This is a genomic window from Humisphaera borealis, assembly GCF_015169395.1.
Lineage (GTDB): Bacteria > Planctomycetota > Phycisphaerae > Tepidisphaerales > Tepidisphaeraceae > Humisphaera > Humisphaera borealis.
Window position 1 is genome coordinate 448,868 of the sequence record NZ_CP063458.1, and the last position, 16,887, is coordinate 465,754.

Below are 16,887 nucleotides of genomic sequence, written 5' to 3' on the forward strand. Positions count from 1 at the left end.
GAGTCCCCAGAAAAAACGCGGAAACGCAGAAGGTTCCCGTCCTTCGTGAGCCGGTTTTGCCCCGAGTGACAGACAAGAATGTCTGTCCTCCACGCGTGTTCGCCGATCGAACACGTGATTTACAGAGTGAACCCCATGGCAGAAAAAGTCATCATCATCGGTTCCGGCCCCGCCGGGTGGACGGCGGCGATTTACGCGGGCCGCGCGAATCTTAAGCCGCTCGTCATTGAGGGCGCAATCTCGGAAGACAACCGCCTGGCGGGCACGCTGCCGCTGGGCCAGCTCAACCTGACCACCGAGGTCGAGAACTTTCCCGGCTTCCCCAAGGGCATCATGGGCCCGGAGCTGATGGTCTCCATGCGGGAGCAGGCGGAGCATTGCGGGGCGACGATCGTCACCGAAGATGTCGTCGATCTGGACCTGTCGAAGCGGCCGTTCAAGGTCACCGACACCAACGGCGATGTGCGCTATGCCGACGCGATCATCATCGCGACCGGTGCCTCGGCGAACTACCTGGGACTTCCGTCGGAAGAGAGATTCAAGAACCGCGGCGTGTCGGCGTGCGCGGTCTGCGACGGCGCCCTGCCACGCTTCCGCAACAAGCCCCTCATTGTCGTCGGCGGCGGCGACTCGGCCGCCGAAGAGGGCTCCTACCTCTGCAAGTTCGCCAGCAAGGTTCACCTGGTCTACCGCAAGACCAAGGACAAGATGCGGGCCAGCCCGGTCATGGTCGATCGCATCACCGGTAACCCCAAGGTGCAGCCGGAGTGGAACACGGTCGTCGATGAAGTGCTCGGCGACGACGAGCGCGGCATGACCGGCGTCCGCCTGAAGAACACGCAGACCGGCGTGACATGGGAAGTCGAAGCGGCCGGCATGTTCGTCGCGATCGGGCATACGCCCAATACGAAGTTCCTCAAAGGCCAGCTACAGACGGATGACAAAGGCTTCCTGGTCCTCAAGGACGGCGCACGGACGATGACGAGTGTGGAAGGTGTCTTCGCTGCCGGCGACGTGGCCGACCCGATCTACAAGCAGGCCATCACCGCCGCCGGCATGGGGTGCAAAGCAGCGCTCGACGCCGAGCGCTGGCTGGAAGCGCAGCACGGATGAACGCCTCTCGCTCCCTCTCCCCTGTACTCAGGGGAGAGGGCTGGGGTGAGGGGCCGAGCGTCAGGCGTCGTTATTCGGCTTGAACTACAATTTCGGCCGAATGCCCTTTCCAGAAACGAGTTTGGACCGTGGGAAAGACCCCGCACGTTCGGCCCCTCACCCCAGCCCTCTCCCCTGAGTACAGTGGAGAGGGGGCAATCACCCGCCTCAACCTCCCGAGAAAGCTCCATCTCCGCTCCAAGGCGGATTTCGATTCGGTCTTTGATGCCCGAACGCGCGAGATTCGCGGGCCGATCGCCGTCCACGCCCGGCCGAACGGGTTAACGCATCACCGCTTCGGAATGAGCGTCAGCCGCAAGGTGGGCATCGCCGCCAAGCGCAACGTGATCCGCCGCCGGCTGCGCGAGGCGTATCGGCTCTTGCAGCACGACCTGCCGACGCATTTCGACCTGGTGGTTGTCGTCCGTCCGCATCCGCCGTTGATGTTGGCGGAGTATCAGAAGCTATTGAGCGGGGCGATGGTGAAGCTACATGCGGTGTGGGGGAAGCGAGTCCCCCTTCCGGTGCCCGTCGCGTCCGCCAAGGCGGACCCTACAATCTCGCCGTGACCCGCGTTCTGATTTTCCTCGTCCTCCTCTACCGCGTCACGCTCGGCAGGCTGCTCGGCGGGCATTGCCGGTACGAGCCGTCGTGCAGCCAGTACGCGATCGACGCGGTCAACAAATACGGCCCGCTCAGCGGAAGCTGGCGGGCCGTGAAGCGTATATGTCGTTGTCACCCGTGGGGCGGGCACGGGCATGACCCGGCGTGAGGATAAGGATGAAGGCAGAAGGATGCAGGATGAACCGAACGGCCGAGCGTTCACTTCAGCTTCCGTTTTCATCCTTCATCCTTCGATATTCATCCTTACCCAAAGAACGGGTGATTCTGCTGTGCGACTGACATTGTCAGGAACGGTGCCATCGCGCCGCCCAGGGTGCGGCCGGTGGAGAACACCGGTTCGCCTTTGTCGGCGTCACGGGCGGCGGCAATTTCCGCGTCGCTGGGGATCGGCTGCGGCTCGAAACGGCCTCGGCGGTCGTGCAGCGCGTTGCCGAACAACGCCCAGGGCGTGTCGTCGATCGACGATTCGCTGAACGTCGCTCCGTTGGTTTCGGGCTTGAGCTCGAACTGGTGTGGCGTCGTCTGGCGGGCGAGCGTAGTCGCCGGATCGACGATCACATCGGCATCGTCGGCGCCGCCGATCGTGGTGTTCGACCAGGGTGAGACGGCATGGTCGGACGCAGGAACGTCCACCAGCTGCTTGATATCGAGGACGCCGTCATGGGCCGACGCGGTGAAGAGGCTGCGGCCTTCCAGCACATCGACGAACGGGTGCATGGTAAGCAGACCACGCGACGGCGTTTTGATTCGCTTGAGACTGAACGACATACCTACTCCCACTTCTAAAGGGCCTGCAACGGATCCAGCCACGGGTTCCATCCGTGAAGGTCGGGCTGACCGCGATTACAGGCGGCACTGGGAGAAGATTTACGATTTGTCACTCAAGCCCGGCAAACGCCGGGACGGCGCGCAACGAAAGGTCCGAATAGAATCACGATTGGCTCAACGCCGATGCCGTTTCGGGCGGTTTCGGAATTGAAAACAAAGATGCAAGTGGGGCGGGTTTGGCGGGGCAGGAAACGAAAAGTCAACGCGGAGGCGGGGGGACAGGGACGCACGGAGGGTCTCTGCGGTGCTCTTTTCCCCGCTCAAGCCACAGGCGTCGTCGCGAGCGACTTACGGAGGGCTTCGAGCTCTTCCTGAAGCTTGCGGACCTGGGTGCGCAAGTCCGGTAAATCCCGGAGGGCGGCCTGTTCGCGGAGCATCTGTCGGTGGGGGATCGCGGGCAGGCCGCTGACGACCTGTTTGGCGGGCACGTCGTCCATCGCGCCCGAGCAGCCGGCGAGCATCGCGCCGTCGCCGAAGCTGACGTGATCGCGTACCGCGCTCTGGCCTCCCAGAACAACGCCGGTGCCGATTGTCACGCTGCCGGCCAAGGCTGATTGTCCGGCCATGATGCAATGAGGACCGGTGCGCGAGTTGTGACCGACCTGTACGAGATTGTCGAGCTTGGTTCCCCTGCCGATGCGGGTTTCGTCGAACTTCGCCCGGTCAATGCAGGCACAGGAGCCGATCTCGACATCGTCTTCGATGACGACGGTGCCGATCTGCGGAATCTTCGCGTGCTGTCGGCCGTCCCATCGGTAACCGAAGCCGTCGGTGCCGATGACACTGCCGGCATTCACGATGACGCGGTTGCCGAGCGTGATACGCTCCCGGATGACGACATTGGGGTAAAGCTCGCAGTCGTTGCCGATGACCGTGTCGTCACCGATGAACGTGCCCGGGTGAACGACACAGCGTTCGCCGAGCGCGACGCGTTCGCCGATGACGACGAACGGGCCGATTCGGCAATCGGCCCCGATGGTGGCCGTTGCGGCGACGCGGGAGAGCGGGTCGATGCCGACGGCGGGGCGGGGCACCGGCGGGGCGAACAAGCCCAGCACCTTGGCCATCGCCAGGTCGGCGTCGTCAACGACAATCAGCGGTACGCCTGCCGGCACTTCGACGCCCGCCAGGCGGACCTTTCGATGAACCAGCACCGCGGCGGCGCGGGTTGAGGGAAGCTGCTTCACGAACTTGTCAGTGGCGAGAAAGCTCAGTTCATCGCCGTCGGCCCTGGTCAACGTATTGAGGCCGCGGATGACCTTCTCGCCGTTAATGCCGGAGGGGAGCGGGACGCCCAGAAGCTCGACGATCGTGGAGAGTTTATGCATGAACACCGAGCTACGAAGCCGACCGGGCGGACGATCTGCTGGCACGGGTCGCCGGTACCCCGGCGACCCGTGCTGAAAATTGACGTGGGCTGGAGTCTGCGGCGTATCGCCAACCCGTGGCACTGAGCGCCAGTGCGTTTACTTCGGTGCGACCGGGTTGACCATCGCAGCCGGCGGGCCGCCGGACTTGTAGTCGGCATCGAGCTGCAACTGCACGGCGGCGGTGATGTCCAGGCCCTGCTTGGCGGATACGAAAAGCACCGTCTTCTTCAGGATCGCGTCATTGAGCTGCGCCATGTTCACGCCGTCGAGATCTTCAGGGAGCTTGGCACCGATGTCGGCGATGACCAGGTCGATGCCGTCGCGCTGGGCGACCTTGGCGACCGTCTGGGTGATCTTGTCGAACATCGAGCGCATCTGGTCCTTCTGGTTCCATTCGGCGCGGATCTGCTCGGACTGCTGCCACACCTTGAAGTCGGCGGTGGCGCGAATCAGCTTGTCGTTGGCGGCCTTCCACTGGTCGGTACCCTGCCTGAACTCATCCCGGCCGGCTTTGAGCCGCTTGAGCTCCTCCACCTTGCCGGTGCCTTCGGCCTGGATGCGCTTCTGGTCCTCTTCAAACTTCTTCTTCAGAGCCTGGGTCTCGGCGGCGTCGTTGAAGACCTTGGCCGGGTTGACCACTGCGACCCGCACGGTCGACTGGGCCTGCGCGCCGGAAGGCGTCAAGACCAGCGCGGAGACAGCCATCGAAAGCATCAGAAGAGGTTTAAGGAGAGAGGCTCGGGCGCGCGACTTCATCGTTGAGGTTCCTTTCATGGATAGATCACCCGGAGCGAGAACGACATCCCGGGACGTAAAGGTTATCGGACGCAGGCGGGCGATACCATCGAAGTTTTCCCGCCGGGGCGTCCGGATCGGGCCTAGCTGGCGTGCGAATCATCCTAACTGGTTGTCAGCACTCACTGTATGAAACCGAAGGAGAAGCTGATGTACTGGACGTCGTCCTGGTTGTCCTTGGACAGGGGGTAGGCAAAATCCAATGCCAGGGGTGCCGAGCCCAGGAACGGAAGCACGATTCGCACGCCGGCACCGACACTGGCGCGGAAGGTGGAGAGCTCGAAATCCTGCTCGACGGTGCCAAAATCGCTGAAGACGACACCGCGGAACTGGTCGGCGACGATCGGGAAGCTGAGTTCAACGGTGCCGGTGGCGAAGAAGTCACCGCCGATGGGGTCTTCCTCGAGGCCGGACCGCGGGCTTACCCCGCGGAACTTGAAGCCACGAATGCTGCCGAGGCCGCCGCCATAAAACCGTTCAAAGAACGGTGAGGCACCGGCGATATAGCCGGCGTTGCCACGGAAGCCGAGGACCGACTTGCGGTCCAGGAGATCTTCGGAAACGGTCTGGTAGGCCTCGAAGCCGAGGGTGTACTTGTAGAAGTCGTAGTCGCCGCCGAGGGCACCGTAGGCTTCCACGCGGCCGGTGGTGATGGTCCCACGGGTCGGGAACAGGCCGGGGTCAGTGGTGTCGTGTCGCAGTGTCAGGGCGACGCTGGTCAGGATCGATTTGCCAGCGCCGTCGACGATCTCTGGTGCCCGCAGTTTCGGGTCTTCGATGTTCTTGATGTTGACCTGTTCGCCGCGGAAGCTGACCACGGCGCTGGTCTCGTAGTTGAACCGGTGTCCGAAGCTGACGGTGTCGCCCACCCGGCGGTCGTCGTAGCCTTCCCGGATGCGCGTGCGGAGGTACAGCTCGTTGGAGAAACTGAACGGCTGGTCGAAGAGGTAAGGCTCGCTGAACCGAAGGTAGGCACTGGTCTGACGGGTGCCGGGTTCGAACGAAGCGCGAAAGTTCTGTCCTGCGCCGGTGAATGCCCGCTCCGAGAAAACGTCGCCGAAACTGGCCGGCCAGTTGCCGATATCAAAGTTCCGCTGCTCGTAGGTTAGGTTACCGCCGATGCCGCCGTTGGAGTTCACGCCGGCACCGACATTGAACGACGCCGTCCGCTGCTCCGTCACCTCGACCAGAAGGTCGCGAACCCCGGGTTGTTCGCCGATGGGCGTTACGCTGACGTTGCCAAACGCGGGTTCACGTCGCAGGCGTTCCGAGGCGTCCTGCAACTCGGCCGAATTGAATCGCTCGCCCGGCGTAAGGTCGCGGAACTGCCGCAGGACCAGCTTGTCCTGGCTCTTGTAGTTCCCCTTGACGTAGATATTGCCGACCGAGAACTCCTTGCCTTCGTGGATCTGGTAAACCAGTTCCACCTTGCCCGGCTCCCGACGGAAAACGGTTTTGTTGTCGACGCGGAGATAGTCCGGGTCGCTGCTGCCCGGAAGGTAGATGTAACCGTACTTCTTGCTGTAGGCCCGGACGACTTCGCGGACGTCGCGCTGGAGGGCCTCGTTGTCGTACGCTTCCCCTTCGACCAGCTTAAGCTTTTCGCGTATCTCCGATTCCTTAACGCCCAGCTCGCTTGCCGGGGCAATGACATCTCCCTGAACGCGCTGGAACGTCACCTTATCGATGACATACCGGGGTCCTTCGTCGATGAGGAAGTCAATCTGCAGTTCGCTCAAGTCGGGAGACCAGACAAGCTTTCGGCCGACCTTGGCGTCGAAAAAGCCCTTGCTCTCGTAGAAGCGTCGCAACGCGGCAACATCCTCTTCGATCTGTTCCGGGCTGTACTTGCCGGGTCGGAAAACGAAGAGGTACGTATTGGTTTTGATCTGGTCGGACAGCTTGCCGTCGGTGAAGCTCTTTGCTCCGACGAACTGAATGTTGCGAATGCGGACCTGCGGCCCTTCGACGATGTTGAACTGAACGACGCCTTCGCGGGCCAGCAGGTCTTCGTCGACCGTCACGTGGGCCAGGGGGTAGTTGTCGTCCTTGTACGCCGACTCGATGGACGTGCGGGCGAGGGAGATACGAAACGAATCGATCGCTTCGCCCCTCTTGATATCGAGCGTACCGATCAGCTTCGACTCTTCCAGACGAACGTTGCCCCTGGTTCTGATGGCGGTGATCTGCCGCTGCTCGGTCACGACGAAGACGACATTCACGCCCAGTGCCGTCGGTTCCACCTTCGCTTCAACGTTGGCGAACTTACGCAGGCCGAATACACGCTGGTAGTCTTCACTGACGGTCGCCGGATCGAAGGCATCGCCGACGCGGGTGCGGATGAGGTTACCGATGACGTTCGATGAAACCTGCGTGTTACCGCGGATGAAGATGGCCTCGACACGGCGGCCCTTGAGTTCCGACGAGATTCCCAGATCGACTTCGCTCGACCGGGCCGGAAGCGTGGCCGGTTTACCCGTCTGTCCGAACACTACCGGCGAGCCGGCGAGCACGGCCGCGATAAACAGACCTCTGGCGACGCCTTGAATGGCGCAGGTGAGTCGGCTCGACGCGAATGCGGAAACCTGAGCCGCTTTGGGCGGCGTGGGGCGGGAGAAGACGGCTTCGTTTGGCACGTCCGGACTCCGCCGGCGATGCCTGAGCTGATGCGTTTCGTTCACTCGACTCTCTTCCCGTCGTGGAGCCGGCGGAGGCAACGCCTGACGGACGATACCCTTCCTCGCCGATGGGTTGGAAGTTTAGCGGTGGCGGGGGGGTTGTCAAAACGAAGGGAGCCTGCGGCCCTGCGGCAATCACCTACGACGGCATTTCATCGAGGCCCAAACAGCGGTCCGCGGTCCTGCACGTCTCTTCGAAGCTGGGAGCGCCTACGTCACCGTCCGTCGCGTCCGCCAAGGCGGACCCTAGTCGGCGATCAAATCTCGAACGGGAACCGTGCCACATTCCATTCCATCGATCCTGATCGGCACGTCATCACCAAATGCATAGACCTTGAGGTCGCGGTAGAGCGCCTCAGGGCCTGCAACTGGTAGGGTGAACACCTCCACCTGCCGCTCGCCAAGATTGATCACCCAGTAACAGCTGAATCCTGCCCGGGCGTATAGCCGTCCTTTGTCGCGGCGATCCAGCAGAAGCGACGTCCCAGAGACCTCGACCAGCATCGCGATGTCGGCAGCGCCGGGATGGTGATGGGTGCGCGTCCGCGGTGAGCCGCGGACGATGGCCAGGTCGGGCTCCGGCTCGCTGTCGTCGGTGGTGATCGCCGACTGCACGCGAACACGCCAACCCGTGGGCAGCCGAGCGGACAAGGCTTCATCGGTCAATTCGATCGTGGCGTCGTGACGGGCGTCTCGCGGCATTTTCGGGATGATCCACCCTTCCAGCAGTTCGACCGGCTCATCCTCGGCCAAGACCCCCGTTTCGATCATGCGATGATACTCGGCAACAGAGAATCGCCGAACGGGGACCGGCGGCAGTGCGGGCGAAAGTGGTTGAAACGACAGCAGCATGAGGACGTCAGTTATCGTACCTCAGTGAGCGAGAAGGTTCACGCGATATGCGCCTTCTTCTTCCGGCCCGACAGGTAGCTTTCCATGATGCAGTTCGCCAGTTCGCCGCTGCTGGTGTAGAACGCCAGACCTTTGGTGAGCCGGGCGAGCTGGTCGACGAAGCCGACCCAGTCCATGCCCCAATAGTCTTCAATTAGTGCGAAAGTCGCGATCCGGCAGTTTTCGCGGACGGCCAGGACGGCTTCCTTCAGGGTCGCCGCGGTGCTGCGCGGGTCGGGCGGGTAGAGCAGCAGGACGTTGTCGCCTTCGACGTGCGCCGTCGGCTGGCCGTCGGTGATGATGAAGATCTGCTTGTTCTCGCTCGCCCGCTTTCGCAGGATGCGCCGGGCCATCTGCAGGCCCATGTGCAGGTTGGTGAAATGCTGCGGGGCCTTGTCCAGCTGGTCGATCGGCACCTTCAGCCGCACCTGATAGTCGTAGATCGTGACGGGTTTGGGCATCGCCAGCGGCAGCGCGATCTCGGGGATCTTCGCCGCGCCGGAGTAGAAGCCGACGAAGTCGATCGAATCCTGCGGGAATGATTGGCGGACCAGCGCCTGCATCGCCATCGCGACTTTCTTGGCCGACAGAAATCGGCCGTAGCGCATCATGGAGCCGGACATGTCGAGCAGGACGACCGTTGAGCAACTGGTAACGCCTTCGTGCAGGTGAAGTTCGAAGTCTTTCTCGGAAAAGTCGATTTTGGCGCGCGGTCGACCGGCCGCGTTCGGGGACCCAGGCACGAAGGCATCAGAGGACGGGGAGTGGCCCTTCGTTCCTTCCTGCCTTCGTGCCTCCGTGGCTCGCTTCATCGCATTGCTGAGCGTCGCGTGCAGATCGAGTTCGCTGACCGGATCGCCGAACTCATAAGCCTTGGTGCCTTCGATGCGTTCTCCGCCGGATCCGGGGGTAACTTTCTCGTGGCCTTCGCGCTGGCCCTGCTTGAGGTTGGCGAAGACCTCGATCAGGGCTTTGCGCTGCATGCGGCCGATGGCGCGGGGCGTGAGCCGCAGCCGGCCTTTACCGTCTTTGTCGAGGATGCCGTCTTTCAGCAGTTGTTCCAGCAGTTCAGACTGGGCGTCGTCCTTGGGGTTCTCCATCATCTGCTGGAGGGCCTTGAGGGCCTGATCGCCGTACTGAAGGATAAAATCCATCAGGTTGTCGAAACCAAAGAGCTTGTCCTGCGTCGGGAACTCTTCGCCGTCGAACTCGCCATAGAAGTACTTCATCGGGCGTTATTGTAGGGCACGGAAACGGCAGAACCTCCAAATGAATTTCCACAACCGCTTTCACGGGATGCCTTGTGCACCGGCGTTGGTTTACGGCTGCGTATTCAATTGTTCTTAAGGCCGCGGGCGAGTGCCGGGGCGAATGACGAGTCCGACGCGCCTGGCAGAGGGGTCTGACCGCTGTCGATGGGCTGCTCGGCCGGGAAGTCTTCATCGATCGCCCACTTGGCGGCGGCATCGCCACTTTCGCGGATGTGCTCGGCCATCAGCCGCCGGGCGTTCTGGGAATCTCCGTCTCGCAAGGCTTCGATGATCCGCATGTGCGCCCGCAGCGCCGCTTCGAGAGCGCCGTGCCCTTCGCCGACGCGGAAGCGGACGAGCTGAACGAGACCGTGGAGCCGCTCGATTTCGAGCCGCAACAATGGATTGCCACAGCGGAGTGCGATCAGGCCGTGCAGTTCGAGATCCAGACGGTGACAGGCTTCCTGGTGGTGGGTGGCGCCGCGTGGCGGGACGTCGGCCAGCAGCCGTTCGAGTCGGTCGAAGTCGTCGTTTGTCATCCGCCCGCAGGCCAGCTCGGTCGCGAGTGCTTCCAGCGCCTCGCGGACCTGGAATACCTGTCGGATCTGTTGCGGGCCGAAATGGCGTACGACGGTGAGTTTGCCGCGGGTTTCGACAATGCCGTGCGACAGCAGCCGCCAGAACGCCTCACGGACCGCGGAGCGCGATACCGAGAGGGTCATCGCCAGCGCGTGTTCCTGCAGCGACTGCCCGACCGGAATGCGGCCGGAGAGGATCTCACGCAGCAGGTGCTGGTAGACCTCGTCGCTGATGGTTCTCCGTTCGATCATCACGTGCATGGGTGCGGGTCCTGATGTCGCTACCATCGCGACGGGCAGAGCGTTGTCGTCGGTGGTGGTGTTTCACGCGGATCGACTCCCTGTCGGATGTCCCCGCGACCGCGTATAACGACGGCCGCGATGGGCTGGCTTTACCTTTTGGGCGCACTGGTTTTTCCGCCGGTGTTCATTCTCTGGCGGCCGCGGACACCTGTTCCGCCGGCCCGGCTGAAGCTGCGCTTCGCGGCTGCGATCGTGGTGGTCTGGATGCTCCTGATGCTCTGGAGTGTGCGAGCCTCGTTCGCCGACGACGAACTGATCGAAACCGCGGGACTGGCCTCCACGCAGGAGTCATCGGCGTTCTCGACGGAGGCGCCAGCGGAATCGACCCTGATCGTTGTCCTGGGTTGGGTGCCCGGTCTGGTTTACGCGGGACTTCTTTCACTCGCCCGCAAGGCACTTGAGCGGCCGGCGCAGGAGATCATCGAAACGGCCGAATGGCGCAATGTCGATTGAACTGGTCGTCATGCGTCACCTGGGCAGTGCAAAGGCGTAGAACGTGTCGCCGCTCGGCGTTCGCGGCTTGCCTCCGCCGCCGGCGGCGATGACCACATACTGCCGTTCACCGGCAACGTACGTGCAAGGCGTGGCGTAACCGCCGGCCGACAACTGGAACTCCCAAAGCGTCTTCCCGGTGCCGCTGTCGATGGCGCGGAACTTCGCGTCCTTCGATCCGCCGATGAACACCAACCCGCCGGCAGTGACGATCGTGCCGCCGAAGTTCTCAGTGCCGGTCTTGCCGTAACCTTTGGCGGCGAGCTCGGGGAAGTCTCCGAGGGGCACCTGCCAGGCGAACGTGCCGCGTGAGACGTCAACCGCGGTCACGAGTCCCCATGGTGGCTTGATCGCGGGGTAGCCGTCGGGATCGAGAAAGTAGCTGTAGCCCATCGGGGCATAGCTGCCGTCGGCGAGTTTCTTCACACCCTGGATGTAGGGCGCGTTGTTCGTGTTCACGTAGAGCAGGCCGGTCGAGGGATCGAAAGAAGCTCCCGACCAGGTGGCCCCGCCGTGGAAGCCGGGGATGTTGACTGTCCCTCGTTCGCTCGGCGGGTCGGCGAAGCCGCCGTAGTTGATCGTCTTGAGCCTTTCCAGCACGGCCTGGCGGGCCTCGGGCGTGCGGTCGGTGACGTCGTCCTCCGTAAATCGCAGTTTCGCCAGCGGCGGCGGGGCGACGGGCATCGGCTGCGTGGGGTTCGCCTGCTCGCCGGGTACGGTGCTGGCGGCAACGGGGACTTCGTTCACGTCGAACAGCGGCTTGCCGGTTTTGCGATCCAGCACGTAACAGAAGCCGGTCTTGGTGACCTGGGCGACGGCATCCAACTTTTGGCCATCCCGGGTGACCTGGCAAAGCACCGGTGGGCAGGGGTTGTCGTGATCCCACAGGTCATGGTGCGTCGTCTGGAAGTGCCAGAGGCGTTGCCCCGTGCGGGCGTCGAGGGCCAGCACACAGTTGGCGTAGAGGTTCGCACCGTGACGGTCGGCACCGTAGAAGTCGGCGCCGGCGGACCCGGTACCCATGAATACGATGCCGGCCGATTCGTCGACCGTGAAGCCGCCCCACGGATTGGCACCGCCGCGACCCTTCCAGTAGTTGTCGTTCTTCGGCCAGGTTTCACTGCCCGGCTCGCCGGGACGGGCGACTGTGTGGAATCGCCAGAGTTCTTTGCCCGTATGGAGGTCGAACCCGCGCGGATCGCCCGGGGCTGCGGGGTGGCCTTCGCCAGTCGAGCAACCAATGACGATGACACCGTTGCAGACCGCCGGCGGGGAGGTCATGCCGTAGGGCTCATTGGTCAGGTCGCGTTCGGTGATGCCTTTGCGAAGCTCGACGATGCCGCTGTTGCCGAAGGCCGGGTCGGGCTTGCCGGTGCGGGCGTCGAGGGAGATGAGCCGGCCATCGGAGGTGCCGAGAATGACCCGCCGCGCGCCAGTGGGCAGGCCGTCGGACCAGTACGCGACGCCACGGTTGACGCCGCCACTGGCGCGAATCCATTTTGCCTTGCCGCCCTGGGCATAGGGCTCACCGTAGGGGTCGAATGTCCATTTGGGTTGGCCCGTGGCGGCATCGAGCGCGACGACCTTGGTGCGGACGGTCGTGAGGTAAAGCGTTCCCTCGTGGACGATCGGCGTACATTCGATCGTCGTGTTCCTGGCGGGGTCGGCGTCGTCGACTTTGTAGGTCCAGGCGACCTGCAGTTTCGCGACGTTGCCCCGGTTGATCTGGTCGGCGACGGAATAGCGCGAGCCGCCTTTGTCGTTGCCGGGATTGGGCCAGTCGGCGACGGGAGCCGAAGTGCCACAGCCGACGAAAAACGCCGATAGAAATACCGCCGCAATCGCCTGGCATGGACGATACAATCCCACGGCGAGAGTCGGTCGGTTCCGGAGCGATTGAAGGATTCCCATGACGTTGGCACCTACCTATCGAAGGCCCCCTGATCCGGTGAAGATCACCGTTGATCAATATCACCGGATGATTGATGCAGGCATTTTGCAATCCAGCGATCGAGTCGAACTGCTAAGAGGATATCTCGTTAAGAAGGACCGCAGTGACGCGGGGGAGGATCCATTGAGTGTCGGAAAGCGGCACGCACGGGGGATTGAGCTTCTGACAGACCTTAATCCGAAGCTGAAGAGATTGGGATTTTATATACGGATCCAGTTACCTGTCACGCTCTCCGGCTTTGACGAACCGGAGCCCGACGGCGCGATCGTCCGGACGGTGAAGGAAGGCTATTCTGATCGCCATCCTGAACCCGGCGATATTGCCTGCCTCATTGAAGTCGCTGATAGCTCGCTTGGCATTGATCGATCTGTGAAGCAGCAGACTTACGCAGACGCCGGCGTGAAGCAGTATGTCATCGTTAATCTCTCGGACGATGTCGTCGAAGAATACTCCGAACCGGAAATTGGGCAGGGTCGATATGCCAGGGTGACCCCGTATTCGCGACGGATGCGGATCGAATTGCGGCTTGGCTCCAAGACCTTGTTGGTTTCAGTATCGGCACTACTGCCATAAGTAGTGCGGGGCGATCTCCGGCTGCTTTTCGAGCAAGGGATGCCACTTCGCTACGGCTTGAAATGTAAGCTTTGGCCAGTTGGCGGGCTCAGCTACTTCTTCGTCTCCACGCCGGCCGTTTCCTTGGAGCCTTTCTTGACGGCTTCCTTCGGGGCCAGTTCCAGCGCCCGCAGGTAGCTCTTGGTTTCCGTATCGCGCGTCTTGAAGACGATCGGCGTTCCGGGCTTGGCCTTTTTCGCGAAGGCCAGCATGCCGAAGTCCGTCGTCCACTTCTTGCCGACAAGCTTGCCGGGAAGAACCAAGGTGAGTGTTTTGCCGCCTTCGTCGACTTCGATCGCCTGGCCCTTGTTGCCGTCGATATCGGCATCGACGAGCTTATTGAGGATTCCGGTACGGGGAGCCTGGTATGCGTCCAGTGACGTTACAAAGAGGTAGTCCCCCTGCGGATTGATCGTCGCTTCGATCACCGCTTTCGAGGCCTTCTTCTCCTTGCCCTTTTCCTTCTTCATCAGTTCATCGCCGATCGCCATGATCGCGGGGTCTGGGACCATCTTCTTGCCGTCATTGATCATCGGGGCGAGGCACTTGAACACGCGGCCGAGCTTGATGAGTTCGATCGAGTAGACCTCGATCTTCTGGCCATCGACCGCCAGGTCGTCGAGGAAGGCGCCGTCGAAGACGAACGTTCCCGGCTCCGTCTCATGCTCGGAGATCAGGTAGCCTTCGGCCTTATCGAGCCATTCGACCGGGGCTGGGGCATTGTTGTTGCGGCCGTAGCCGCCGGAGGACGAGGTGTTGCCGTAGGTCGCGCCGCCCCAGCGTCCGGAGGGGGCCTTGGGCTCGACTTTCAGGAACTCCCCGGGCTTGACCTTGTCGAGGTTCTCCTTGATGCGCGGATTGGGCGCGTACTTGGGAGGATCCTTCGGGTTCTGCGGACGCTCGTTCTCAACCGCGAACACCCGCTTCTGACCCGACAACGGCTCGGTGCCGGTCACCAGCAGTACATCTTCGCCCATGTGCTTGCCCTTCTGGGCCGACTCAAGCTTGATAACCAGCGGATCGGGCTTCTTCGGGGGCTCGGGCTTCTTGGCTTGCCCGAGGACGGAGGCACTGCCCGAAAGAAGTAGCGCCGTCATCAGGACGGCGGCCGTGAAGGTGCGAATCATTCCGCTGGACATGGTCTGGACCTCTCTCGGGATCAACGGGTGCATATGTACTGGTTCATATGTGCCGGATGCCGGGTAGCGATCGGCGTCCGCCGTCGCTGCCCAGCACCCGGAACAGTTCGCGTTACATCGGTGGCAGTTCGCGGGGCAACTGCCCCTCGATTCACGCCACGTCGAAGACCACGGATCGAAGACTACGGATTGTAGACTTCGTGGCCTTTTTCCTCGAGGTCGTGCAACGCCTTGAGCGTCTCGACCGCTTCTTCGTTCTTGCCTTCAACGAGCTGAATTTCCAGCTTGCAGTAGGTCGCAATAACTTCGGCCATCGCCTTGCGGTATCCGGCGATCAGCTTGGCCTTGTCGCCGGCGGCGGCCTTTTCGATCACCTTGGGCATGTGCTGCTTGCTGATGATCGCGGCCGCGAGCGACTTATCGATCAGCGCAAGGCTATCGGCGTTCTTGGCAGGGTCCTTAATGATCTTCTTGAGCGCCTTGTAGTGGTCGCCCATCTCCTCCATCGCCTTGGCGAGGGGGGTGTCTTCGGCCCGGGCAACGGGGACGGAAACAAACGAAACGGCCAGCAAAGCGGCCAGGACAACGGGTAGGGTGGTTCGAGTACGGAACATGGGTCTCCTCTTTATACGGATAAGTCGATCGAGGATTAGAGAGTCGGGGAAATTGGGTCTGGGGTTAGAAGCGGAAGCACGAATGACGAAACACGAACGGCGAATGAAACTCCAAAGTTCACTGTCCGAATCAACTCTCGATCTTTGAACCTTCGAGTTTCACGCACCATTCGCATTTCGCCATTCGCCCTTCACTGGCGGTCTCACGCCTTCTTGGCGGCGAGGACCTGCGTCTTGCCGGGCATGGCACAGGCGTAGAGCCCGTCGGCACCGGGCTTGACGGGGGTTGCGCCGTCCCACTTGTAATCACGGGGCATCAGCTCTTCGCCACGCTCCAGGGCGTCGCTGTACTTGACGACCTGGCCGCTGTAGGTGGCCATGCGGCCCAGGATGGCGGTCATGCTGCTGCTGGCGCCGTAGTCGCCTTCGTTGTAGGGCGTGTTGTTGCGGATGGCAGCCGCGAGGGTGTCGTGCTCGACCTGGTACGGGTCGGGGTCGCCGCCACGGCCCTTCTTGCCGCCTTCGCCGGGCGCCGCCTGGTACTTCCATTCCGGTCGGCCGTCGTTGAACGTGATGCGACCGCCGGAGATGTCGGCCGTGCCCTTGGTGCCGTGTGCGTATTCGCTGACGGCGTTCCAGCAGCCGGGTTGATGGCGGCACATGCTGAGCATCTTCGCGCCGCTGGCGTAGGTGTACTCAAGCATGTGGTGGTCGAAGATTTCGCCCTGGTCCGAACCGAACGGCAGCTGCCGCCCGCCGGCACCCTGAGCCTCGACCGGGGGACCCTTCATGACCCAGTTGGCCACGTCCAGGTTGTGAATGTGCTGTTCACAGATGTGGTCGCCGCACAGCCAGGTGAAGTAGTACCAGTTGCGCATCTGGAACTCCATTTCGGTCATGCCCTCGGTGCGCTTGCGCACCCAGGGGCGTGTGCCGTTCCAGTAGACGCGCAGCAGCACGATGTCGCCGATCTCGCCGTCGTGAATCTTCTTGATCGTGTCAATGTACTTCTGCTGATGGTGGCGCTGCAGGCCGACGCCGACCTTGAGATTCTTCTTCTTCGCTTCTTCGTTGGCGGCCAAGAGCCGACGGATGCCGGGGGCGTCGGAGCCGACCGGCTTTTCCATGAAGATGTTCTTCCCGGCTTGGACGGCTGCCTCGAAGTGCATCGGGCGGAAGCCCGGCGGGGTCGCCAGGATCACCATGTCCAGCTTCTGGTCGAGCACCTTCTTGTAGGCGTCGAAGCCGGAGAACGTGGTGGCCGCGGTCGCCGCGATCTGGCCCGGGCGGTCCTTCTTGAAACGATCGACGGCCGACTTGGCCTTGTCTTCGAACGCGTCGGCCACCGCGACCAGCGAGACGGCGTTGCTGGTGTTGAGCGCCTGCGCCGTAGCGCCGCTGCCGCGGCCGCCCGCGCCGACCAGGCCGATCTTCAGCTCATCGCTGCCGGCGGCGTAGGCCATCCGGCTGGCAACGACATTTGCCGACAACGCTACGCCGGCTGCAACGGCCGACGTCTTCAGGAAGTCTCGCCGCGTGGAGCCAATGGAATCAGTCATCTCGTTTTCTCCGAAAGAAGTTGAGGCGTGGAAATGCTCGAAAACAATTTT

The 16,887-nt window shown here is 62.5% G+C and carries 16 protein-coding genes; 5 read left to right on the forward strand and 11 right to left on the reverse strand.

From position 1 onward, the window contains the following. Positions 1 to 135 precede the first annotated feature (135 nt). From trxB to yidD, 3 genes are all read left to right on the forward strand, one after another. A complete protein-coding gene (gene trxB, locus IPV69_RS01780; RefSeq protein WP_206293199.1) occupies positions 136 to 1,113 on the forward strand; it encodes a thioredoxin-disulfide reductase in 978 nt (325 codons plus the stop codon). A 128-nt stretch (positions 1,114 to 1,241) separates the two neighbouring features. Further along, complete coding sequence (rnpA, locus tag IPV69_RS01785) at positions 1,242 to 1,721, forward strand: ribonuclease P protein component (protein WP_206293200.1); 480 nt, start codon at positions 1,242 to 1,244, stop codon at positions 1,719 to 1,721. Next, entirely contained in the window at positions 1,718 to 1,924 is a 207-nt protein-coding gene (gene yidD, locus IPV69_RS01790) for a membrane protein insertion efficiency factor YidD (RefSeq protein WP_206293201.1), read from the forward strand. The genes rnpA and yidD overlap by 4 nt, the downstream gene beginning before the upstream one ends. Before the next feature lie 95 nt (positions 1,925 to 2,019). Here the strand turns inward: yidD and IPV69_RS01795 are convergent, their stop codons facing one another. The 7 genes from IPV69_RS01795 to IPV69_RS01825 form a co-directional block, all read right to left on the reverse strand. Beyond that, positions 2,020 to 2,544 carry a hypothetical protein gene (locus tag IPV69_RS01795; protein ID WP_206293202.1) on the reverse strand — a complete coding sequence of 175 codons (525 nt, stop codon included), beginning with the start codon at positions 2,542 to 2,544 and terminating at the stop codon, positions 2,020 to 2,022. Positions 2,545 to 2,864: 320 nt separating this feature from the next. Beyond that, on the reverse strand, positions 2,865 to 3,932 hold the full coding sequence (gene lpxD / locus IPV69_RS01800; RefSeq protein WP_206293203.1) for a UDP-3-O-(3-hydroxymyristoyl)glucosamine N-acyltransferase: 1,068 nt from the start codon (positions 3,930 to 3,932) through the stop codon (positions 2,865 to 2,867). Between the two features lie 138 nt (positions 3,933 to 4,070). Further along, positions 4,071 to 4,679, reverse strand: coding sequence for an OmpH family outer membrane protein (locus IPV69_RS01805; protein ID WP_206293204.1), 609 nt, complete (start codon positions 4,677 to 4,679; stop codon positions 4,071 to 4,073). Positions 4,680 to 4,891: 212 nt separating this feature from the next. Continuing rightward, complete coding sequence (locus IPV69_RS01810) at positions 4,892 to 7,405, reverse strand: BamA/OMP85 family outer membrane protein (protein WP_206293205.1); 2,514 nt, start codon at positions 7,403 to 7,405, stop codon at positions 4,892 to 4,894. A gap of 288 nt (positions 7,406 to 7,693) precedes the next feature. Then, entirely contained in the window at positions 7,694 to 8,299 is a 606-nt protein-coding gene (locus IPV69_RS01815; protein ID WP_261361985.1) for a Uma2 family endonuclease, read from the reverse strand. Between the two features lie 38 nt (positions 8,300 to 8,337). Next, positions 8,338 to 9,567, reverse strand: coding sequence for a VWA domain-containing protein (locus IPV69_RS01820; RefSeq protein ID WP_206293207.1), 1,230 nt, complete (start codon positions 9,565 to 9,567; stop codon positions 8,338 to 8,340). 104 nt (positions 9,568 to 9,671) lie between these two features. Beyond that, positions 9,672 to 10,427 carry a GntR family transcriptional regulator gene (locus IPV69_RS01825; protein ID WP_206293208.1) on the reverse strand — a complete coding sequence of 252 codons (756 nt, stop codon included), beginning with the start codon at positions 10,425 to 10,427 and terminating at the stop codon, positions 9,672 to 9,674. A gap of 120 nt (positions 10,428 to 10,547) precedes the next feature. On the opposite strand from IPV69_RS01825, the gene IPV69_RS01830 reads away from it, so the two are divergent. After that, the gene (locus IPV69_RS01830; RefSeq protein WP_206293209.1) at positions 10,548 to 10,922 is read left to right on the forward strand and encodes a hypothetical protein; all 375 of its coding nucleotides are present in this window, start codon (positions 10,548 to 10,550) and stop codon (positions 10,920 to 10,922) included. Between the two features lie 15 nt (positions 10,923 to 10,937). Here the strand turns inward: IPV69_RS01830 and IPV69_RS01835 are convergent, their stop codons facing one another. Next, positions 10,938 to 12,830, reverse strand: a complete 1,893-nt coding sequence (locus IPV69_RS01835) for a pyrroloquinoline quinone-dependent dehydrogenase (RefSeq protein WP_206293210.1) — start codon at positions 12,828 to 12,830, stop codon at positions 10,938 to 10,940. 40 nt (positions 12,831 to 12,870) lie between these two features. Here IPV69_RS01835 and IPV69_RS01840 point away from each other — a divergent pair, with 40 nt between their 5' ends. Then, the gene (locus tag IPV69_RS01840) at positions 12,871 to 13,485 is read left to right on the forward strand and encodes a Uma2 family endonuclease (RefSeq protein ID WP_206293211.1); all 615 of its coding nucleotides are present in this window, start codon (positions 12,871 to 12,873) and stop codon (positions 13,483 to 13,485) included. A 92-nt stretch (positions 13,486 to 13,577) separates the two neighbouring features. Here the strand turns inward: IPV69_RS01840 and IPV69_RS01845 are convergent, their stop codons facing one another. From IPV69_RS01845 to IPV69_RS01855, 3 genes are all read right to left on the reverse strand, one after another. After that, entirely contained in the window at positions 13,578 to 14,663 is a 1,086-nt protein-coding gene (locus IPV69_RS01845) for a hypothetical protein (RefSeq protein ID WP_206293212.1), read from the reverse strand. A gap of 182 nt (positions 14,664 to 14,845) precedes the next feature. Next, positions 14,846 to 15,277, reverse strand: a complete 432-nt coding sequence (locus IPV69_RS01850; RefSeq protein WP_206293213.1) for a cytochrome b562 — start codon at positions 15,275 to 15,277, stop codon at positions 14,846 to 14,848. Positions 15,278 to 15,480: 203 nt separating this feature from the next. After that, positions 15,481 to 16,836 carry a Gfo/Idh/MocA family protein gene (locus IPV69_RS01855; protein ID WP_206295628.1) on the reverse strand — a complete coding sequence of 452 codons (1,356 nt, stop codon included), beginning with the start codon at positions 16,834 to 16,836 and terminating at the stop codon, positions 15,481 to 15,483. Positions 16,837 to 16,887 lie beyond the last annotated feature (51 nt).

What these genes read in the sequence shown, in the direction of transcription:
- IPV69_RS01805 (WP_206293204.1), bottom strand. Translation starts at nt 4,679, where the DNA reads ATGGCTGTCTCCGCGCTGGTCTTGACGCCTTCCGGCGCGCAGGCCCAG.
- IPV69_RS01850 (WP_206293213.1), bottom strand. Translation starts at nt 15,277, where the DNA reads ATGTTCCGTACTCGAACCACCCTACCCGTTGTCCTGGCCGCTTTGCTG.
- IPV69_RS01815 (WP_261361985.1), bottom strand. Translation starts at nt 8,299, where the DNA reads ATGCTGCTGTCGTTTCAACCACTTTCGCCCGCACTGCCGCCGGTCCCC.
- IPV69_RS01855 (WP_206295628.1), bottom strand. Translation starts at nt 16,836, where the DNA reads ATGACTGATTCCATTGGCTCCACGCGGCGAGACTTCCTGAAGACGTCG.
- IPV69_RS01845 (WP_206293212.1), bottom strand. Translation starts at nt 14,663, where the DNA reads ATGTCCAGCGGAATGATTCGCACCTTCACGGCCGCCGTCCTGATGACG.
- IPV69_RS01820 (WP_206293207.1), bottom strand. Translation starts at nt 9,567, where the DNA reads ATGAAGTACTTCTATGGCGAGTTCGACGGCGAAGAGTTCCCGACGCAG.
- lpxD (WP_206293203.1), bottom strand. Translation starts at nt 3,932, where the DNA reads ATGCATAAACTCTCCACGATCGTCGAGCTTCTGGGCGTCCCGCTCCCC.
- IPV69_RS01825 (WP_206293208.1), bottom strand. Translation starts at nt 10,427, where the DNA reads ATGCACGTGATGATCGAACGGAGAACCATCAGCGACGAGGTCTACCAG.
- IPV69_RS01795 (WP_206293202.1), bottom strand. Translation starts at nt 2,544, where the DNA reads ATGTCGTTCAGTCTCAAGCGAATCAAAACGCCGTCGCGTGGTCTGCTT.
- IPV69_RS01830 (WP_206293209.1), top strand. Translation starts at nt 10,548, where the DNA reads ATGGGCTGGCTTTACCTTTTGGGCGCACTGGTTTTTCCGCCGGTGTTC.
- IPV69_RS01840 (WP_206293211.1), top strand. Translation starts at nt 12,871, where the DNA reads ATGACGTTGGCACCTACCTATCGAAGGCCCCCTGATCCGGTGAAGATC.
- trxB (WP_206293199.1), top strand. Translation starts at nt 136, where the DNA reads ATGGCAGAAAAAGTCATCATCATCGGTTCCGGCCCCGCCGGGTGGACG.